The organism is Bordetella genomosp. 5 (assembly GCF_002261315.1).
Classification (GTDB): domain Bacteria; phylum Pseudomonadota; class Gammaproteobacteria; order Burkholderiales; family Burkholderiaceae_B; genus Bordetella.
Genome location: NZ_NEVP01000007.1, coordinates 170,551 through 190,675 on the forward strand (window position 1 = coordinate 170,551; position 20,125 = coordinate 190,675).

At 66.4% G+C, this 20,125-nt stretch carries 13 protein-coding genes, 1 tRNA gene and 1 pseudogene; 3 read left to right on the plus strand and 12 right to left on the minus strand.

Going from position 1 to position 20,125, the window contains the following annotated elements; translation table 11 throughout:
- Positions 1-9: 9 nt before the first annotated feature.
- On the minus strand, positions 10-2,730 hold the full coding sequence (gene polA, locus CAL25_RS12770; protein WP_094800533.1) for a DNA polymerase I: 2,721 nt from the start codon (positions 2,728-2,730) through the stop codon (positions 10-12).
- A 52-nt stretch (positions 2,731-2,782) separates the two neighbouring features.
- Here polA and CAL25_RS12775 point away from each other — a divergent pair, with 52 nt between their 5' ends.
- Positions 2,783-3,412 (plus strand): TIGR00730 family Rossman fold protein, encoded by a 630-nt coding sequence (locus CAL25_RS12775; RefSeq protein WP_094800535.1) that lies wholly within the window; start codon positions 2,783-2,785, stop codon positions 3,410-3,412.
- Between the two features lie 16 nt (positions 3,413-3,428).
- Here CAL25_RS12775 and CAL25_RS12780 read toward each other — a convergent pair whose 3' ends face one another.
- Positions 3,429-4,385 carry a LysR family transcriptional regulator gene (locus CAL25_RS12780; protein ID WP_094800537.1) on the minus strand — a complete coding sequence of 319 codons (957 nt, stop codon included), beginning with the start codon at positions 4,383-4,385 and terminating at the stop codon, positions 3,429-3,431.
- A gap of 143 nt (positions 4,386-4,528) precedes the next feature.
- Between CAL25_RS12780 and CAL25_RS12785 the strand changes: the two genes are divergently transcribed.
- Positions 4,529-4,927 (plus strand): tautomerase family protein, encoded by a 399-nt coding sequence (locus CAL25_RS12785; RefSeq protein ID WP_094800539.1) that lies wholly within the window; start codon positions 4,529-4,531, stop codon positions 4,925-4,927.
- A gap of 86 nt (positions 4,928-5,013) precedes the next feature.
- On the opposite strand, the gene typA is transcribed toward CAL25_RS12785, so the two are convergent.
- From typA to scpB, 8 genes and pseudogenes are all read right to left on the minus strand, one after another.
- Complete coding sequence (typA, locus tag CAL25_RS12790; protein ID WP_094800540.1) at positions 5,014-6,834, minus strand: translational GTPase TypA; 1,821 nt, start codon at positions 6,832-6,834, stop codon at positions 5,014-5,016.
- A gap of 10 nt (positions 6,835-6,844) precedes the next feature.
- A complete protein-coding gene (gene truB, locus CAL25_RS12795; protein WP_094800542.1) occupies positions 6,845-7,585 on the minus strand; it encodes a tRNA pseudouridine(55) synthase TruB in 741 nt (246 codons plus the stop codon).
- Between the two features lie 47 nt (positions 7,586-7,632).
- Positions 7,633-8,031: a 30S ribosome-binding factor RbfA gene (gene rbfA, locus CAL25_RS12800; RefSeq protein ID WP_094800544.1), complete on the minus strand. Its 399-nt coding sequence runs from the start codon at positions 8,029-8,031 to the stop codon at positions 7,633-7,635.
- A gap of 30 nt (positions 8,032-8,061) precedes the next feature.
- Positions 8,062-11,169 (minus strand): translation initiation factor IF-2, encoded by a 3,108-nt coding sequence (gene infB / locus CAL25_RS12805; RefSeq protein ID WP_094800546.1) that lies wholly within the window; start codon positions 11,167-11,169, stop codon positions 8,062-8,064.
- Positions 11,170-11,245: 76 nt separating this feature from the next.
- On the minus strand, positions 11,246-12,724 hold the full coding sequence (nusA, locus tag CAL25_RS12810) for a transcription termination factor NusA (protein WP_094800548.1): 1,479 nt from the start codon (positions 12,722-12,724) through the stop codon (positions 11,246-11,248).
- Entirely contained in the window at positions 12,721-13,218 is a 498-nt protein-coding gene (gene rimP, locus CAL25_RS12815) for a ribosome maturation factor RimP (protein ID WP_094800550.1), read from the minus strand. Before rimP ends, nusA begins: the two co-directional genes overlap by 4 nt.
- 709 nt (positions 13,219-13,927) lie before the next feature.
- Positions 13,928-16,042 carry a 23S rRNA pseudouridine(2605) synthase RluB gene (gene rluB, locus CAL25_RS12820; RefSeq protein ID WP_432759238.1) on the minus strand — a complete coding sequence of 705 codons (2,115 nt, stop codon included), beginning with the start codon at positions 16,040-16,042 and terminating at the stop codon, positions 13,928-13,930.
- Between the two features lie 1,030 nt (positions 16,043-17,072).
- Positions 17,073-17,733, minus strand: a pseudogene (gene scpB, locus CAL25_RS12825) (SMC-Scp complex subunit ScpB); the annotation flags it as partial.
- 68 nt (positions 17,734-17,801) lie between these two features.
- Between scpB and CAL25_RS12830 the strand changes: the two are divergent.
- Positions 17,802-17,878 (plus strand) — tRNA-Met (locus CAL25_RS12830).
- Between the two features lie 38 nt (positions 17,879-17,916).
- On the opposite strand, the gene CAL25_RS24245 is transcribed toward CAL25_RS12830, so the two are convergent.
- The gene (locus tag CAL25_RS24245; protein ID WP_170948485.1) at positions 17,917-18,060 is read right to left on the minus strand and encodes a hypothetical protein; all 144 of its coding nucleotides are present in this window, start codon (positions 18,058-18,060) and stop codon (positions 17,917-17,919) included.
- Positions 18,061-19,050: 990 nt separating this feature from the next.
- A complete protein-coding gene (locus tag CAL25_RS12835) occupies positions 19,051-19,959 on the minus strand; it encodes a LysR family transcriptional regulator (RefSeq protein ID WP_094800552.1) in 909 nt (302 codons plus the stop codon).
- Positions 19,960-20,125: the final 166 nt, after the last annotated feature.

Below are 20,125 nucleotides of genomic sequence, written 5' to 3' on the forward strand. Positions count from 1 at the left end.
ACAGGCGCCTCAATGCGCCTGTTCCCAGTTGTGGCCCATGCCGACTTCGGCAATCAGCGGCACGCGCAGCTCGGCCACATCGCTCATCAGACGCGGCAGGCGCTCGCGCACCCGCTCGAGCTCGGACTCCGGCACCTCGAGCACGAGTTCGTCGTGCACCTGCATGATGATGCGGCTCTCGAGCCCTTCGGCATCCAGCCAATCCTGGGCGGCCACCATGGCCAGCTTGATCAGGTCGGCCGCCGTGCCCTGCATCGGCGCGTTGATGGCGGCGCGCTCGGCGCCCTGCCGGCGCGGGCCCGACGCGGCGCGGATGTCGGGCAACTGCAGGCGTCGGCCAAAGACCGTCTCGACGTAGCCCTGATCGCGCGCCTGATGACGCGTGACGTCCATGTAGCGTGCCACGCCGGGATAGCGCGTGAAGTAGCGGTCGATGTACTGCTGGGCGGCGTCGCGCGTGATGCCGAGGTTGGAGGCCAGACCGAACACGCCCATGCCATAGATGAGGCCGAAGTTGATGGCCTTGGCGGCGCGGCGCTGATCGCTCGTCACCTCGTCGAGGGCCACGCCGAACACCTCGGCGGCCGTGGCGCGGTGGATGTCTTCGCCCGCGGCGAAGGCGCGCTGCAGGTTCGCGTCATCGGAGACGTGCGCCATGATGCGCAGCTCGATCTGGGAATAGTCGGCCGACAGCAAGACGCGCCCTTCGGACGCGATGAAGGCCTCGCGCACGCGGCGGCCCGCCTCGGTACGCACCGGGATGTTTTGCAGGTTGGGATCGGACGACGCCAGCCGGCCCGTGATCACCGCGGCCTGCGAGTAATGCGTGTGCACCCTGCCCGTGGCCGGGTTGATCATGCGCGGTAGTTTGTCGGTGTAGGTGGACTTGAGCTTGGACAGACCCCGGTACTCGAGCAGCACCTGCGGCAACGGGTAATCCTGAGCCAGTTTGGACAACACTTCTTCGTCGGTGGACGGCGCGCCGCTCGCGGTCTTGCGCACCACCGGCAGGCCCATGCGGCCGAACAGGATCTCACCCAATTGCTTGGGCGAATTGAGGTTGAACGGCTGGCCCGCCAGCTCGTAGGCGCGCTGCTCGAGCGAAAGCATCTCGCGGCCCAGCACATTGCTCTGGCGGCCGAGCTCGGCGGCGTCGACCAGCACGCCGTTGCGCTCGATCACGTTGAGCACGCGCGAGACCTGCATTTCGAGCAGATAGGTGCGCTCGAGGCCCGCATCGGCGCTCACGCGCGGACGCAGCGCCTGATGCAGCTGCAACGTGAAGTCGGCGTCTTCGGCGGCATAGAAGCCCGCCTTGTCGATCGCGACCTCGTCGAAGCCGATCTGCTTGGCACCCTTGCCGCAGAGGTCTTCGTAGCTCACGCCGCTGCGGCCCAGGAAGCGCTGCGCCAGATCGTTGAGCCCGACGCCGCGATGCGACTCCAGCACATAAGCCTGCAGCATCGTGTCTTCGGCCACGCCGCGCAGCGCCACGCCTTCGTTGGCGAACACATGCGTGTCGTACTTGGCGTGATGCAGCAGCTTGGGGCGATCCGCGGCTTCGAGCCAGCCGCGCAGGCGTTCGATCACGTCGTGCTTGGGCAATTGCGGGCCGGTGTCGGGGCCGCGATGCGCGAGCGGGATGTAGCAGGCGACGCCGGGCGCGACCGCCATCGAGACGCCCACCAGGCGTGCCTGCATTTCGTCGAGCGAGGTGGTCTCGGTGTCGAGCGCGACCAGCTCGGCGGCGTCGACGCGCGTCATCCAGTCTTCGAGATCGGACCACTCGGTGATGATGCGGTAATCGGTTTCGACGGGGGCGACATGGGCCGCCTCGACGGCGCGCGCGTCGCCGGTCGGCACGCGCTCCGGCTCGCCGCTGAGCTCGCGCAACCAGGTGCGGAAGCCGTAGCGGTCGTACATGCGGGCCAGCGTGTCGTTGTCCTGCGCCTTGGGCGTGAGGTCGTCCATACCCGCGATGTGGCCGGTGAGGTCACAGTCGCACTTGATCGTGAGGAGCTGACGCGTGAGCGGGAAATTGGGAATGGCTTCGCGCAGGTTGTTGCCCGCCACGCCCTTGATGTCGGCCGCATGCTCGACCAGATTTTCGATCGAGCCGTATTCGCCCAGCCATTTGACCGCGGTCTTGGGGCCGACCTTGGTCACGCCCGGCACGTTGTCGACCGCGTCGCCCACCAGCATCAGATAGTCGACGATGCGCTCGGGCGGCACGCCGAATTTGGTCTGCACGCCGGGCGGATCGAGGGTCTCGCCGCTCATCGTGTTGACCAGCGTAATATGGGGATCGACCAACTGCGCCATGTCCTTGTCACCGGTGGACACGATGGTGTGGATGCCCTGAGCCGCGGCCTGGCGCGCGAGCGTGCCGATGATGTCGTCGGCCTCCACGCCCTCGATGGCGAGCAGGGGCCAGCCCAGCGCGCGGATGGTTTCGTGGATGGGCTCGATCTGTGCTGAGAGGTCGGGAGGCATCGGCGGACGATGCGACTTGTACTCAGGGTAGAGGTCGTCGCGAAACGTCTTGCCACGCGCATCGAAGATGCATGCGGCATACTGTGCCTTATGATCCTGAACAAGCTTCTTGAGCATGTTCACGACACCATACAGTGCCCCGGTCGGTTCGCCCTGGGCATTGCGCAGATCGGGCATGGCGTGAAAGGCTCGATACAAATAGCTCGAACCGTCCACCAGCAACAAGGTTTTTTTCATGGTTAATAAGGCAGAAAAAGAGACGCCCGCCGGCATGCAAATACCGGTGATTATGTCAGAGATAAAGACCGCGGCCGAAAAGCTGGCGCATATCGGTCCGGCTGTAAGTGTGTTCGGAAGCGCGCGGATCAGCCGCGATTCCCCGCATTATGAAACCACCGTGGCCATCGCCGCCGGGCTGGCGCGCGAAGGCTTCGCGGTCATCGCCGGCGGCGGCCCCGGCATCATGGAAGCCGCCAATAAAGGCGCTTTCGAAGCCGGCGGCACGAGCATCGGCTTGAACATCAACCTGCCGCACGAGGCGCACAACAACGAATTTCAGACCATCAGTCTGCAGTTCGACTACTTCTACTCGCGCAAGGCCACCTTCTTCATGCACAGCGCGGCCTACGTGTCGATGCCGGGCGGCTTCGGCACCATGGACGAGCTGTTCGAGGCGCTCACGCTGATCCAGACCGGCAAGGTGCCGCCCGCGCCGATCATTCTCGTCGGCAGCGAATTCTGGGGCGGTCTGGTCGACTGGCTCGGCGAACAGCTGCTCGGCAACGGCATGATCGGTGCGCACGATCTCAATCTCTTCATCATCGAAGACGATCCCGAGAAAGTCGTGCGCCGCGTCGCGGAGTTTTTCGACAAGGTCAAGGTGCCGGACGAGGCCTACGCCCCGTCGCTGCCGGCCTGAGGCCGCGCCAGCCGCCTCAACGAAAGTGCGCGACCACCGCGTCGCGCACCTGCCCTGCCCGCGCGTCCTCACCGGCGCGCGGCGGCAGCGCCTCGAATACCGCCATCCCCAGCGCGGGCAACGCGCCGGCCCCGCGCCACGGCACGATGCCGTCGCTCATGGCACCCCGATTCAGGCACGCCACGCCCAGCCCGGCCGCCAGCGCCATCTGCAGGCCCGCCACCCCGGTCGTGACGTGGGCCACCCCATAGGCCACGCCAGCCCGCCGCAGCACACCCTCGGTGTATTGGCGCAGTGAGCACGACTCCGTGAGGCACAACAGCGGCAAGGACGCGGCTGACATATCGACATCCGACGCCCCGGCGCCCGAGGCATCGGGGCCCGACGTACCGCCGCCAGCCGCAAAGACCTCGGGATCGCCCGCCACGCCGAGATCCACACCCTCACCGGCCAACCATACCAGCGGCTCCCGGCGCAGCACCCAGGCCGGATCGGCGGCCGCGTCCGACGCGCCGGCCTCGGTCACCCGCATGGCCACCGCCACGTCGAGCTCGCCGCGGGCGTAGGCGGCGCGCACCAGGTCGCTCTTGGCGATCTCCACACGCAGCCGCAGGCCCGGATAGGTCAGCTTCAGGCGGGCCAGCAGCGGGCTGATCTCGTTGGGCCGGAAGTAGTCGGTGATCCCCAGACGCAGATCGCCCTCGAGGGCCAGCCCGCGCATCTCGCGCTGCGCCTGCTCGGCCAGCGCGAGGATGCGGCGGGCGTAGTCCAGCAGGCGCACGCCGGCCGGCGTCAGCACCACGCCGGTTTTACCCCGCCGCAACAGAACCTGGCCGGCGCGCTCCTCGAGCTTGCGGATCTGCTCGCTGACGGAAGACTGCGACAGGAAGACCCGCGGCGCCGCCGCGGTCAGGCTGCCGGCGTCGGCCACGGCGGCGAAGGTACGGAGCTGGTCGAGATCGAGTTGTGACATGGCGGACTTCCGGGGGATAAGCTTATCCATCGCTAAAACCGATTGATTCGATCATAAATTCCCGTTTTGCCGATGTCAAAGGCCTCCCTAGACTGATGTCATGGCGGATGCGACCGCACCGCCGCCCCTCTTGGAGAACCACCATGCCTCACATCGTGATCCACCTATCCGGCGCACCCGACGCCGCCCGCGACGAACGCGTCGTGCAGGCCACCATGGACCTGACGCAGCGGGTGCTGGGCAAAGAACGGGATGTGATCGCCATCACCGTGCTGCACGTCCCCGCGGCGGCCTGGTACGTCGGCGGCCGCAGCCTGGCCGATCTCGCCCGCAACGCCTTCCATCTGGACATCAGCGTGACCGACGAGACCAACACCAAGGCCGAGAAGGCGGCCTATCTGAAGGAAGTGCATACCGCGTTCGCTGCGATTCTCGAGCCGCTGCACGAGGTTTCGTACGTGCACGTCATCGACGCCCGCGCGGCGGCCTACGGCTACGGCGGCCGCACGCAGGAATACCGGCATCAGCACCGGCCCACCTGACGCCACAAATGACAAAGGGCGCATCGTTGCCGATGCACCCTTTGTCGGTGGCGGCGCCGGAGATCCCGGCGCCCCTGCCCTGGCGCTTATGCGCCTTCGCGCGACGCGCGGCGACGCTCGTGCTCTTGCAGGTGACGCTTGCGCAGACGGATCGACTTGGGCGTGATTTCGACCAGTTCGTCGTCGTCGATGAACTCGACCGCGTACTCCAGCGTCAGCTGGATCGGCGGCACCAGGCGCACGGCTTCGTCGGTGCCCGAGGCGCGCACGTTGGTCAGCTGCTTGCCCTTGATCGGGTTCACGACCAGGTCGTTGTCGCGGCTGTGGATGCCGATGATCATGCCTTCGTACAGCGGCTCGCCCGGGCTCACGAACATGCGGCCACGATCCTGCAGCTTCCAGAGCGCGTAGGCAACGGCGTCGCCGTTGTCCTGGCTGATCAGCACGCCGTTACGACGCTCGCCGATCGAACCTTCCTTGAGCGGCGCGTATTCGTGGAACGTGTGGCTCATCAGGCCGGTACCGCGGGTCAGCGTCAGGAATTCGTTCTGGAAACCGATCAGGCCACGGGCCGGGATCAGGTATTCGAGGCGGGTGCGGCCACGGCCGTCCGGCTGCATGTCCTGCAGGTCGCCCTTGCGGCGGCCCAGCTCTTCCATGACGCCACCCTGGTGACCGTCTTCGACGTCGACCGTCAGGGCTTCGACCGGCTCGCACTTCACGCCGTCGACTTCCTTGAACACCACGCGCGGACGCGACACGGCGAGTTCATAGCCTTCGCGGCGCATCGTTTCGAGCAGAATGGTCAGGTGCAGTTCGCCACGGCCCGACACTTCGAACACGGTGTCGTCACCGGTGTCGCGCACACGCAGCGCCACGTTGGACTTCAGTTCGCGGTCGAGACGGTCGCGCAGCTGGCGGCTGGTCACGAACTTGCCTTCGCGGCCGGCCAGGGGCGAGGTGTTGACCATGAAGTTCATGGTCAGGGTGGGCTCGTCGATGCGCAGCACGGGCAGCGCTTCGGGCGTGGCCGGATCGGTCACGGTGGTGCCGATGTTCAGGTCTTCGATACCGTTGATCAGCACGATGTCGCCGGCTTCGGCTTCGTCGACCACCACGCGCTCCAGGCCGCTGAACTTCAGCACCTGGTTGATGCGGCCGCGCTGAGCGGCGGCTTCGGGACCGAAGCGGAAAGCCACGTCCATGCCGGGGCGCATACGGCCACGGTTGATGCGGCCCACGCCGATCTTGCCGACGTAGCTGTTGTAATCGAGCGAGATGATCTGCATTTGCAGCGGACCATTGGGATCGTCTTCACGCTGCGGCACGTGCTGCAGAATGGCTTCGAACAGCGGACGCATGTCGCCTTCGCGGATGTCGGCGGTCAGGCCGGCATAACCCGACAGGCCCGAGGCGTACACCACCGGGAAGTCGAGCTGCTCTTCGGTCGCGCCGAGCTTGTCGAACAGTTCGAAGGTCGCGTTGATCACGAAGTCGGGACGGGCGCCCGGACGATCGATCTTGTTGACCACGACGATGGGCTTCAGGCCGAGGGCCAGCGCCTTGCGGGTCACGAAGATGGTCTGGGGCATCGGGCCTTCGACCGCGTCGACCAGCAGCAGCACGCCGTCGACCATCGACAGCACGCGCTCCACTTCACCGCCGAAGTCCGCGTGTCCCGGGGTGTCGACGATGTTGATGTGCGTGCCTTCGTACTCGACCGCGCAGTTCTTGGCCAGAATGGTGATCCCGCGTTCTTTTTCGAGATCGTTCGAGTCCATGACCCGCTCGGCCACGGCCTGGTTCTCGCGGAACGTACCGGATTGGCGCAGAAGTTGGTCAACCAGCGTGGTCTTGCCGTGGTCCACGTGGGCGATGATGGCGACATTGCGCAAGGCGCGGGTCATAGCAGGTCCTTTAAGTTCGAGTGACGGGCAGCAAGCCCGCCGGCAATTCATTCAGGGCAAGCAGCGCCGTCTTGGGATCGGGCATCGCCTGCAAGGCGTCTAACGTCACGGCGCGGTCGAGCGAAAACGGCCCGACCTGAGTACGCCGCAGCGCCGCCAGGTGGCCATAGCATCCCAGCGCGCGCCCGATGTCCTGGGCCAGCGTGCGGATGTATGTCCCTTTACTGCATGCCACATCGATCTCTGCCTGCATGCCATCACAGGACAGCAGCTCGATGCGGTGGATGGTCACCCGCCGGGGCGGGCGCTCCAGTTCGATACCGGCGCGCGCATACTCATAGAGCGGCTTGCCGTCGCGCTTGAGCGCGGAATACATGGGCGGAATCTGCTCGATGCTGCCCTGGAAACGTGACAGCACGTCGAGCACCTGCTCGCGCGTCACGCCCGTGAAGCCGGCGTCGGCGCGCGCCACGACGTTGCCGGTCAGGTCGCCGCTGTCGGTTTCTTCACCGAACTGAATGACGGCGCGGTACGCCTTGTCGGCATCGAGCATCGCGCCCGAAATCTTGGTGGCGCGGCCCATACAGCACAGCAGCAGACCCGTTGCGAACGGGTCCAGCGTGCCGGTGTGACCGGCCTTGGCGGCGTCGAGGGTGCGCCGCGCACGCTGCAAAGCGTGATTGCTCGACAAACCCACGGGTTTATCGAGCAGCAGCACACCGTCGAGCGCGAGCCCGCGTCGTTTGGCCATCGTCTAGATCCGGAAGTAAAACGAAAAAAACAGAGACGACAGCCCGATCAGGACTCGTCTTCGGGCTCGTCGGGCACGCCAGAGTGCGGCCCGCGATTGGCGCGGTCGATCAGCATCGACATTTCGATGCCGCGCGTGATTTGCGGATCATGGAAGAACCGCAGCGTGGGAACAGTGTGGATGTGCAGCAGCTTGTAGAGCTGCGAGTGCAGCCAGCCGGCCTTCTCGTTCAGCAAGGCGGCAGCGGTCTCGGGCTCGGCGCCCAGGACCGTGAAGAACACCTTCGCGTGTGCGTAGTCGGCCGAAAGCTCCACACCCGACAGCGTGATCAGTCCGGCGCGGGACATATCGATCTCGCGCTGGATGATCCCGGCCAGATCCTTCTGGATCTGGTCGGCCAGCCGCAGATTGCGGCCGGGGATGGCTTTGGACTTGTGACGGCTCATGTAGAAAACGACTTGAATCGCACGTATGCCTTACAGCGTACGCGCAATTTCCTTGATTTCAAAGACTTCCAGCTGGTCGCCCATCTGGAGATCGTTGTTGCCGCGCAGGGTCAGACCGCAATCGAAGCCCGACTTGACTTCCTTGACGTCGTCCTTGAAGCGGCGCAGCGAATCGAGCTGGCCGGTCCACTGGACCACGTTGTTGCGCAGCAGGCGGACCTGCGAATCGCGACGCACGTAGCCGTCGAGAACCATACAACCGGCGACGGTACCGATACGCGAAATCGTGTAGACCTCGCGCACTTCGACCAGGCCGATGATCTCTTCGCGCTTTTCGGGCGCCAGCATGCCCGACATGGCTGCCTTAACCTCATCCACGGCGTCGTAGATGATGTTGTAGTAGCGCAGGTCGATGCCGTTGTTTTCGGCCAGCTTCTTGGCGCTTTGTTCGGCGCGCACGTTGAAGCCGATCACGACGGCATTGGAGGCGATCGCAAGGTTGACGTCGCTTTCGGAGATACCACCCACGGCGGCATGCACCACCTGGACGCGCACTTCGTCGGTCGACAGCTTGGTGAGCGAGGCCACCAGTGCTTCCTGCGAACCCTGCACGTCGGTCTTGACGATGAGGGGCAGCGTCTGGGTGCCTTCGCCCATGTTGTCGAACATGGATTCGAGCTTCGCGGCCTGCTGGCGAGCCAGCTTGACGTCGCGGAACTTGCCTTGACGGAACAGCGCGATTTCGCGGGCCTTGCGTTCGTCGGACAGCACGATCAGTTCGTCGCCAGCGGCGGGCACGTCGGTGAGACCCTGAATTTCGCAGGGAATCGACGGACCGGCGGCCTGGATCTGCTTGCCGTTTTCGTCGAGCATGGCGCGCACGCGGCCGAAGCTTGCGCCGGCCAGCACGACGTCGCCGCGCTTGAGCGTGCCGCTCTGCACCAGAATCGTGGCCACCGGGCCGCGACCCTTGTCGAGACGGGCTTCGATGACCAGACCCTTGGCGGGTGCCTCGATCGGTGCCTTGAGCTCGAGAATTTCGGCTTGCAGCAGCACGTTTTCGAGGAGGTCGTCGATGCCGGCGCCGGTCTTGGCGGACACGGACACGAACGGCACGTCGCCACCGTATTCTTCGGGCACGACTTCTTCGGCGACCAACTCTTGCTTCACGCGCTCGGGGTTGGCATCGGGCTTGTCGATCTTGTTGACGGCCACGACCAGCGGCACGCCGGCGGCCTTGGCATGGTGAATGGCTTCACGCGTCTGGGGCATCACGCCGTCGTCGGCGGCGACCACCAGAATGACGATGTCGGTAGCCTTGGCACCGCGAGCACGCATGGCCGTGAAGGCCTCGTGACCCGGGGTGTCGAGGAAGGTCACCACACCACGGCCGGTTTCGACGTGGTACGCACCGATGTGCTGCGTAATGCCGCCGGCTTCGCCCGCGGCGACCTTGGCGCGACGGATGTAGTCGAGCAGCGAGGTCTTGCCGTGGTCGACGTGACCCATGACGGTAACGACGGGGGCACGCGGTTGCTCTTCGGCATCCGACGCCACGGGCGCCAGGTCGAGGAAGGCTTCCGGATCGTCGAGCTTGGCGGCGATGGCCACGTGACCGAGCTCTTCCACCACGATCATCGCGGTTTCCTGGTCGAGCACCTGGTTGATGGTGACCATCTGGCCCAGCTTCATCAGGTGCTTGATCACCTCGGCGGCCTTGACGGACATCTTGTGCGCCAGGTCGGCCACGCTGATGGTCTCGGGCACGTGGATTTCGCGTGCGATGAATTCCTGGGCTGCCGGCTCGTTGCGGCGGTCGTTCTGCTGATGGCGGTTGTTGCGGCCCTTGCCACCGCCACCCTTGCCACCCGCGCGCCAGCCGTCGCGCGACGGCGCGGCGGGCGCCTTGTCGGCGGGCTTCTTGCGCGACGCGTCGTCGGACCAGGTGGACGACACTTCGGCCGTCTTGATGACCTTCTTGGCGCCCGGAGCGGCCGGCTTGGCGCCGTCCTTCTTGGGGGCGGCAGCGGGCTTGCCGGCAGGCTTGTGCAGCGTACCGGTGATCGCGCCCGCGGCGGGCTCGGGTTCCGGTGCGCGCAACACCTTGCGCGGACGATTCAGCATTTCGCGCAGCGCGGCGGCTTCGGCTTCGGCGGCGCGACGGGCGTCCTCGCGGCCGGCACCGCCGGCGGAGGCGGCCACGGGGGGCGCGGCACGGCGAGCGTCGGGACGCGCGGCGGACTTGGGTGCGTCGGCACGAGCGGCGGCAGGCTTGCCGGCGTCGGATTGGGGCTTGGCGGGCGCGGCGGCCTGCGCTTTGGAGTTCAGATCGGTTTGAGCTTGCACAACAGGTTCAGATCGAGCAGCTTCAGCCGGTTGCTCGACGGCAGGTTCATTCTTGGCTTCGGGCTCGGCGGGCTGCGCCGAAGACTGCTTGCTGGAAGCCTCGGGTTGAGGTTCGGACTCGGACTCAGGCTCAGCCTGGGCCGCGGGTTGGGCGGAAGCCGGAGCCGGGGTGGCTTCGGCGGGCACGACCGGCGCGGCGGGCGCTTCGGCCACGGGGGTCGTCGCAGGCGCAGCCTCGGGCGCGGTTTCGGTGGCGGGCGCCTCGGCGGCCGGCTCGGCCTTGGGCGCTTCTTGCACTTCGGGCGCCGGCTCGGCCGCGGCGGCAGGCGCCTCGGCGGCGGCTTCTGCGACCGGGGCGGCCTTCACGTCGGCCGGGGCGTCCTGGACGGGCGCCTCGGCGGCCGGCGTCTGCGCAGCGGGCGCGGCGGCGGCGTCCTGAGCCGCGACATCGGCGGCTTCGGCCTGCTCGGCGGTCTGTTCGGCGGCGAGCTCGGCCGGATCACGCTTGACGAAGACGCGCTTCTTGCGCACTTCGACCTGGATCGTGCGCGAGCGACCGGTGGCATCGGCCTGGCGGATTTCCGAAGTCTGACGACGCGTGAGCGTGATCTTCTTGCCTTCGGAACCGCCATGCGCGCGGCGCAGCGAGTCGAGCAATTTCGCCTTGTCGCTGTCGGTCACGGCATCGTCGACCGATTTGAGGTCAACACCAGCCGCACGCAGCTGCTCCAGCAGCGTGTTGGCAGGCATTTTCAGCTCGGTGGCGAACTGGGCGACAGTATTACTCGACATTAGGCTCTCTTCCCTATATGCAGCTATTTACAAACTTCAACTCGCGGCGGATCGCCGGCCTGATAGGCGGGGCGGATCATTCCTCGTCGAACCAGTGAGCGCGTGCACGCATGATCAGGTCGCTTGCCTGGCTTTCGTCCAGGCCGGCGATCTCGGCCAGCTCATCGGTGGAGAGCTCCGCCAGATCATCACGCGTGTGCACTTGACGCTCGGCCAGCTTGGCAGCCAGCTCGGGCGTCACGCCTTCGAGTTCGAGGAGGTCCTGTGCCGTTTCGAGCCGCTCTTCCTGGGCGATCGCCTCGGTCAGCAGCGCGTTGCGGGCACGGGCACGCAGCTCGTTGATGGTGTCTTCGTCGAATGCCTCGATTTCCAGCAGTTCCTGCATGGGCACGTAGGCGATTTCTTCGATACCGGTGAAACCTTCATCGATCAGGATGTCGGCGACCTCTTCGTCCACGTCCAGCTTCTGCATGAAGGTGGCGCGCAGCGAGGTACGCTCGGTTTCCTGGCGGTTCAGGCTTTCTTCCGGCGTCATGATGTTGATCTGCCAGCCGGTCAGCTCGGAGGCCAGACGCACGTTCTGGCCCTTGGCGCCGATCGCCTTGGGCAGATTTTCTTCGTCGACCACGACGTCCATGGCGTGCTTGTCTTCGTCGACCACGATGGATTCGACGTTGGCAGGCGCGAGGGCGCCGATCACGAACTGGGCCGGATCTTCGGACCACAGCACGATGTCGACTTGTTCGCCGCCGAGCTCGTTACGCACGGCGGTGACACGCGAGCCGCGCATGCCGACGCAGGTACCGATCGGGTCGATACGCTTGTCGTAGGCGATCACGGCGATCTTGGCGCGCACGCCAGGATCACGGGCCGCGGCTTTGATCTCGAGCAGACCCTGCTCGATCTCGGGCACTTCGTTTTCGAAGAGCTGGCGGATGAATTCGGGCGACGTGCGCGACAGGATGACCTGCTGGCCGCGAGCGGCATGGTCGACACGCAGCACGAAGGCGCGCACGCGATCACCGATGCGGAGGTTTTCCTTGGGGATCATTTCCGAGCGCGGCAGACGGGCTTCGATCTTGCCGGTTTCGATGATGGAATCACCCTTGTCCATGCGCTTGATCGTGCCCGAGATGATGGTCTCGCCACGGTCGAGGAAGTCGTTGAGCACCTGCTCGCGCTCGGCGTCACGGATCTTCTGCAGAATCGCCTGCTTGGCGGCCTGCGCGCCGATACGGCCGAATTCGACCGGCTCGAGCGGCTCTTCGATGTACTCGCCTTCCTGGATTTCGGGCACGATCTCCTTGGCGTCCGACAGCATTTCCTGCTTGTCGGGCTCTTGCAGACCGGCCTCGTCAGGCACCACGAGCCAACGGCGGAAGCCTTCGTGGCTACCCGTCTCGCGATCGATCGAGACGCGGATATCCGCATCTTCCTTGAAACGCTTTTTCATGGCCGAAGCCAGCGCGCCTTCCAGCGCCCCGAACACGACATCGCGCGTGACGTTTTTCTCACGCGCCAGTGCATCGACCAACAGAAGAATTTCGCGACTCATCGCTTTTTGCCCTTGAAATCCAGAACGGGATCCAGCTTGGCGCGCTCGATGTCAGCGAGCGTGAAGCTCAACACCTGGATATCGTTCTTCTTTGCCTCAAATTCGAGACCGAACATCGCCGTGTCCTGCGCCGCGCCTTCAGCGGAAGGCGCCGGCTCGGCCAGACTCAGGATGCCGGTGAATACTTTGCGTCCGTCGATGGCGTCGCGCAGCTTGATCTCTACGCGCTCGCCCACGAAACGGCGGAATTCTTTTTCGGTGCGCAAGGGCCGATCGACGCCGGGCGAGCCGACTTCGAGACGCTTGTAGTCGATGTTTTCGACTTCATACACACGCGAGAGCTGGCGCGAGACCTGCTCGCAGTCTTCGATGCGCGCACCGCCTTCACGGTCGATCGTCACGCGCAGCAGTCCCATGGCGGCACGTTCGACATCGACGAGTTCGATGTCCATGCCAGCCAGCGCTTCTTCGGTCAGTGTGAATAAATCAGCCATACGCTCAAAAAAAATGGGCTGTACGCCCAGCCCACCCTATTGCCTGCCCGAGATGCCACCAGAACGCCCGTCTTAAAAACGGACATCGCCCCGACAACCCTCTCCAGACAGACCCAATGTTGCGACCTGCGCCGTGGAAATACCGGTACCAGCTACCGCGAGCTCGCAGGCTCGTGACCACGGCAGTGGCGGACAGAAAGGAGCCCGATACCGCCAGGCCCTGCACGGCGTCCGCCGCTATAACGTCTGTTTTTTCGTTGCGCCTGCCTTGCGCAGCCAGCTCAACGAGCCCGCGGATCGCGCATCGCACGATACCGGCAACCGCGGCACACGGCCTGCAGCGCGATCACGAAAGCGCCGTGGCAGGCAAACCTGCGGGTGCTTCGTCCGTACTGGCCACATGCAGCGCAGTCTCTGCGCGGTTTTTGCTCAGCTGCTGCAGTTTCTGCAGCTGCCATGTACTGCCACCTGCATCAACCTACACCCGAGGGGCAGAACGCAAAAACCAGCAACGCTGGCGCGGTTCTCCATCGCCACCCGCCAAAAACCGGCCGAGGCAAAAGATACGCGCGCCACGAAAACGAATGATTCTACCAGAAATTGAAAGAAATTGCCTGATTCGTCGCGGGTTTACGCGTAATCGGGACATATCTCTGGCAGCTCGGGCGTCGCGCCGCGGACGCGCCGCGGCACGACGGACCCGCATCGATCAGCGGTCGCCGCGGCCCCGGCCACCCATGAATCCCAGGCGGGACTCGTGCGCCGAAGCGCCCTTGGGTTGCCAATCGTCGCCACGACCGGCGCCACCACCATTACCACCGCGGCCGCGGGGCTTGCCGGAGGCTGCCGGCTTGTTGCCGCCATTCGCCGATTTGGCGGCGCGCGGCGGCTTACCACCCGCACCCTGCGCCTTCTGATTGCGACCCTGACCCTGGCCCTGGCCTTGGCCCTGACCGGGGCCCGCGCCGCGCGGCTTCTTGCCACGCCCGTCGGCGGGCTTGTCAGCGCCCTCGACACCCGGGCCACGCGGCTGGCCGCGGCCACCCGGCGCCGCCTTGCGCGCGCCACCGCGACCCTTGCCGCCTTCGGCGCGAGCACCGCCCGCCTTGCCGCCCGCGCCACCCTTACCACCGCGGCCCGAGCGATTGCCATTGGCATCGCCACCGAGCGGATGACCGTTGGCGTAGCCGCCGGTGATCATGAGACCCGTGCCAAAGGGATCCGACGGACACGCCGCGGCCTGGCCCGCGCTACCGGCGCGACCGCCCTGCAACTTGCCGCGACGGCCGATACGCGCACCGTTCATGCCATTGCGATCCATGGTGCCGAACCCCGGCGGCAGCGCGCTGTCATGCGACTGCGGCTGGCGCGACTTGCGGCGCCCGCCCTCGGAATCGTCGTCGTCATCGCGCAACAGACCGAGCTGGACCATCAGCGCGCTCACCAGCTTGCCGTCGAGCTCTTCCCAACGACCGCGGCGCAGGCTGCGCGGCAGCACGATGTCGCCGAAGCGCGTGCGGATCAGGCGGCTCACCGTGACACCCACCGCCTCGAACATGCGACGGACTTCGCGGTTGCGGCCTTCCTGCAGCGTGACGCGATACCAGCGATTGCTGCCGTCGCCACCGATGTATTCGAACGAACCGAACGCCGCCGTGCCGTCATCGAGCTCGATGCCTTCGGTGAGGGACTTGCGCTGAGCCTCGTCCATCTCACCCAGCACGCGCACGGCGTACTCGCGCTCGGTGCCGTAACGGGGATGCATGATGCGGTTGGCCATGTCACCGGAGGTCGTGAAGATCAGCAGACCTTCGGTGTTCAGGTCCAGACGGCCCACCGACAGCCATTTGCCGGTGCGCAGCTTGGGCAGGCGCGCGAACACGCTGGCACGGCCGCCCGGGTCGTCATGGCTGACGATCTCGCCGGCCGGCTTGTGATACAGGATCACGCGCGGCGGCTTCTTGGCATTCGGACGCATCACGGGCTTGCCATTGACGCGCACCTGATCGTTGGCCGCGACACGCTGCCCGATGTGGGCCGGCTCGCCATTGACGGACACGCGGCCCGCCACGATCAACTCTTCCATTTCGCGCCGCGACCCGATACCGGCGTCGGCCAGCACCTTGTGCAGCTTGGGCATGACCGCTTCGCTGTTGAGGTACTTGCCCAGACGCTGTTCGATGCGCTCGGCGTTGTCGAGATAAGACAGAGCCTGGTCGGCATCGCGCTCGGCGGCCGGATCCGCGGCGTAGGCCGGGAACTGATCGCCGCCCTCGCCGCGAGGCGCGCGCTCACCGCGGGGCGGGCGTGCCCCGGGCGGACGCTCGCCGCGAGGGGCGCGCTCGCCGCGAGGGGCGCGCTCACCCGGGGCGCGCTCGCCGCGAGGGGCACGCTCGCTCTTCTCACCCTTGGCGGCACGTTCGGCCTTCGGCGCGCGCTCACCCTTGGCGGCACGTTCACCCTTCGGCGCGCGCTCACCCTTGGGCGCACGCTCACCCTTGGGCGCACGCTCACCACGAGGCGCTCGCTCGCCCTTCGGGGCGCGTTCGCCACGGGGCGCGCGCGCAGGACGCTCGGCAGGCGCGGCGCCCTCTACCGCGGGGGCAGCCTCGGAGGACTCGCCATCGCCCGCGGCGGCTTCCGCGCCCGGCGCCTGCTCGGCATCACCCCGGCGGCGACGGAACGGCGTGCGCAGCTTGCGGCCACGGCCACGGCTGCCCGCATCGCCCTCGGCGCTCGCGCCGGGCTGCTCTGCGCCAGCGTCGGCGGCGTCGTTGCCCGGGCCCGGGGTATTGTCATCCTGCATCGTGATATTGGTTGTCACTGGGACAGCTCCGGATTTCAAACTTGGGAAGGCTTGCCGTCGGCAAGCTCATCGTCATCATCATTGGACGGATTCGATGCGCCAGACACGCCGGGCAAAGCCTCGGGCGCGGGGGGCGCGATCTCGGGTTCTTGCAGGCCCGGCTGGAATTCCGGCGCGGGCGCTGGGGGCGTGGTTTCGCCGGGCACGGACGGCGGATCGATACGATCCGAGTCGAGCTGTGGCACCTCGGGCACCACATCGGCCAACGGTACGCCCAGAGGCGCGCGCGGGGCGCTCGCCTGGACATCATGCGAAGCTTCGGAAGGAAGCGCCGCGGGGGGAACAGCATCGATCCGGGCGCGGCCCGAAAGCCCTGCGGGATCGCCAGCGGCAAACCCTGCCGCATCGGCGACACGCCCTGCCCCGCTCGCCACCCCGGCCGGATCCTGATCTTGCGAATCGGGGTCTTGTTCGGGGGGTTGATCCGAACTCTGCTCGGGGGTTTGCTCCGAACCTTGCTCGGGGGTTTGCTCCGAACTTTGCTCCGAACTTTGCTCGGGGGTTTGCTGGGGCTCCGGCTCGGGGCGTTGCTCCGGGTTTTGCCGGGGCTCCTGCTCGGGCTCCTCCGGGAGACTCGGCTTTTGGCCTTGCTCTTGCCCGGCATCGGAAACCGGCGCGGCGCCCTGAAGTTCGACACCCTGCAGGTCAACACCCTGACCGTCGGCACCGTCGGCACCCTCGCCGTCGAGCGCCGGATCCGAATCGGAGGCGACGCGCGAAACCATCGATTCTACGCCATCTGCGTCCTGTGCGTCAGGTAAAGCTTCGGGCGTGTGCGACGCGGTTGCGACCGCAACGTCTTCGACCACGCTGTCGCCAGGCTCCTCGGCAGGCGGCAGATCTTGCGCCACCGACGTCCGGGCCTCGCCGTCGGGGGCTGATTCGCCAGGGGCGACGTCGGCCTGCGAGCCCGCCTCGGCGCCGCTCTCAGCGGCGTCGGCGTCCTGCGCGCGATCGGCGCCCGGCTCACCATCGAGCAGCGCGCCCTGCTCCGGCGCATCACCCAAGGCATCGCCCACGGCCTGCGCGGCGGGATCGGTCTCTTCCGGCGCCAAGCCTTGTGCGATCGCGATCTCTTCCGGCTGAATTTCGGCCCCGCCCAGATCGAGGCCGGCCAGCGCGGCGGCGGCCTGCGCCGACTCGAGCGGCGGCAGCTCATCGAGCGCGCGCATGCCCAGATCGTCAAGGAATTGGCGCGTCGTGCCGAACAGTGCCGGGCGACCCGGCGCGTCGCGGTGGCCGATCACTTCGATCCAGCCGCGATCCTCGAGCGCCTTCACGATCTGCGACGACACGGTCACGCCCCGGATGTCTTCGATGTCGCCGCGCGTCACGGGTTGACGCCAGGCAACGATGGCGAGCGTCTCGAGAACGGCGCGCGAGTACTTGGGCGGGCGCTCCGGATTGAGACGCTCAAGATAGCGCTGCATGGCCGGGCGGCTCTGAAAACGCCAGCCCGATGCCAATTGCACGAGCTCCAGCCCGCGGCCGTCCCACTGCGTTTGCAGGGATTCGAGGCAGGCGCGCAGCGTGTTGTTGTCGAAGTCGGGGCTCTCGCCAAAGAGCTTGCGCATCTCGGCGATCGGCATCGGCTGGCTCGCGCACAAGAGCGCGGTTTCCAGCACGAGAGTGGCTTCGCTATCGTTCATTGGTACTCATCAAAAAAACGGCAAACTTGCACCAGGTTGGAATTCAGAGTAATATCTTTCTTCTCAGACGCGGGGTGGAGCAGTCTGGCAGCTCGTCGGGCTCATAACCCGAAGGTCGTAGGTTCAAATCCTGCCCCCGCAACCAGTTATTGATTGAAGCCCGGTTTTCGAACCGGGCTTTTTTCATTTCTGCCGCCGGCGCAGCATGAGCACCAGCCGCAGCATGAGCACCAGCCGCAGCATGAGCACCAGCCGCAGCATGAGCACCGGCCGCAGCATGAACACCAGCCGCGAGATGAGCCCCAGCGTGAGCCCCAGCGCGGCCATGCGCCTGAACAGCGCAGCCTGACGAAGCGGGCGCAACGTGACCGTGCGAAGCCGAGGCGGCCTCGGCAACGGCCATGGCGCGAGCCGCGGCCGCACGCGCAGCCGCCAGGTCCGCGCCAACACCCTTGGAATCTCCCGCCCGTAGCCCTGCCGCGACGGCTGCGCGCGCAAGGCCTGCGACAGCGCGCACCAGGCCCCACCAGCGCGGCATCTCCGCGCAACAGGCCCGCGCAGCGCGTACGCAGCCGCGAACGGCCGCATGGATGCACGCAAAAACGCTGAAGCACATCCAGACGCAGACGCACCAGCGCGCGGCCTCGGCCGGATGGCGGTGGCTGGCGGGTGTGGTCATGAGCCCGAAGAACACGATGTGTCTGTTTTCAATTGCTTAGGGTTAAACGCCGCGGCCCGATCCGCACGCTGGATGGGCCACGCAGCATTCGCGGATGCTTGCGCGCGAACTGCGCGCTGGCCGCGCGCAAACACGGCGTACAGAGCAAAAAAATGCGCAGGGCAAGGTATTGCACGGCATCGATCGCCGCGACAGCGCGGCGGTCAGTCCAGGCAAGCGCCCGTGCCACCGCCGAGGCGGGACCGACGCCGCAAAGAGACCGGACAACAATACGGCGGGACAACACCGGACAAACCGGCCACATGCCCCGCCCGACGGTACATCGGCCGCCTGCGGCCACGACGACTTCTCGTGGTGAACCCAGACCGCCAGGATGACGCTGAATCGCAGGACCGGCGCGCCATGGTGGCCGATCAGCTCACCCAGCGCCGTGCGACGACGGAGAGCCAGGTGTGCCGGACATCGCTGGCCCGATCAGGCCAACTGCCGACGACGATTCTTGGACGATTATGGTTGCTGCCAGGAGAGCCGCCCCGCCCCGATAAGGGCGCAGGCGCGGAACCGCAGCGTGAAACAATTATAGCCCCCAAGGCAGAAGGGGCAACACCCCCATAAGGATGATCCGCGCGGCCCGCATGTCAGGCCTTGATCTCCTGATCCCAGGGCGCAGACCCGAGTCGCTCGACCAGAAAATCCAGCATCGCGCGGAGAATGAGCGGCATCTGGCGCCGCGAGGCGTACACGCCATGAATGCCGAGCACCTGGGGTTCGCACTCCGGCAGAATGGCGCGCAGTCTGCCCGCTGCCACCTCGGGCGCCGCCAGATAGGTGGGCAGCAGCGCAATGCCGGCGCCGCCCAGTGCCGCGCGCATCAATACGACGGCCTCGTTGGCGGTGATATTGCCGCTCACCGGCACATCGACGGTTTCGCCATCGCGCACGAACCGCCACAGACTGCGGCCGTAGTAGGAATGCGTGAGACAGTTGTGCAGCGAGAGATCCTCCGCCCGCGCGGGCAGCCCCGCGCGCTCCAGGTATGCCGGCGCGGCGCAGACCAGCGAGCGGCAGTCGGCGAGGTGACGCGCGATCAGATTGGGATCTACATCGTTGGTGATGCGGACCGCCAGATCCACACGCTCTTCGACCAGATTCACCGCCCTGTCGACGAGCATCAGGTCGACGGCGGCGCCGGGATAGCGCCCGACGAACTCGCTCACCACCCCGACAAGCTGGCTTGTGCCGAACGACATCGGCGCCGTCACGCGCAACAACCCTCGCGGAGACGCCTCGGGCGTGGCAACGGCGTCGCGCATGTCGCCGACGAGATCGAGCATGCGGCGGCAACGAGGCAAGGTTTCCGCGCCCGCCGGCGTCAGGCTCAGGCGCCGCGTCGTGCGGTGCAGGAGACGTACGCCGACCCATTCTTCGAGTTCGGCCAGGTAGCGCGACACCATGGCGCGCGACATATCCAGGTGCGCGGCGGCCGCAGACAGGCTGCCCCGGTCCGCCACCTCGACAAAGACCTGCATGGCTTTCAGGCGATCCATGATTGTCTCGTTTGACGCATCAGATTGCCTTTGTTTATACCGTATTTTGATCGGATGCAGGCCCTCCGAGGGCGATCTTCCGCCCGGCCGATCGATGCGGAGACCCCGACGCTCACTGGCAGCGCCTGACGAAAAAAACAGGCCGGCAACCCGGCGCGACGACACG

Coding starts and splice junctions, on each gene's coding strand:
- typA (WP_094800540.1), bottom strand. CDS start 6,834: ATGACCCGCGCCTTGCGCAATGTCGCCATCATCGCCCACGTGGACCAC.
- rimP (WP_094800550.1), bottom strand. CDS start 13,218: ATGGCTGATTTATTCACACTGACCGAAGAAGCGCTGGCTGGCATGGAC.
- CAL25_RS12835 (WP_094800552.1), bottom strand. CDS start 19,959: ATGGATCGCCTGAAAGCCATGCAGGTCTTTGTCGAGGTGGCGGACCGG.
- CAL25_RS12780 (WP_094800537.1), bottom strand. CDS start 4,385: ATGTCACAACTCGATCTCGACCAGCTCCGTACCTTCGCCGCCGTGGCC.
- CAL25_RS24245 (WP_170948485.1), bottom strand. CDS start 18,060: ATGGCCGCGCTGGGGCTCACGCTGGGGCTCATCTCGCGGCTGGTGTTC.
- polA (WP_094800533.1), bottom strand. CDS start 2,730: ATGAAAAAAACCTTGTTGCTGGTGGACGGTTCGAGCTATTTGTATCGA.
- rbfA (WP_094800544.1), bottom strand. CDS start 8,031: ATGAGCCGTCACAAGTCCAAAGCCATCCCCGGCCGCAATCTGCGGCTG.
- infB (WP_094800546.1), bottom strand. CDS start 11,169: ATGTCGAGTAATACTGTCGCCCAGTTCGCCACCGAGCTGAAAATGCCT.
- CAL25_RS12775 (WP_094800535.1), top strand. CDS start 2,783: ATGTCAGAGATAAAGACCGCGGCCGAAAAGCTGGCGCATATCGGTCCG.
- truB (WP_094800542.1), bottom strand. CDS start 7,585: ATGGCCAAACGACGCGGGCTCGCGCTCGACGGTGTGCTGCTGCTCGAT.
- CAL25_RS12785 (WP_094800539.1), top strand. CDS start 4,529: ATGCCTCACATCGTGATCCACCTATCCGGCGCACCCGACGCCGCCCGC.
- nusA (WP_094800548.1), bottom strand. CDS start 12,724: ATGAGTCGCGAAATTCTTCTGTTGGTCGATGCACTGGCGCGTGAGAAA.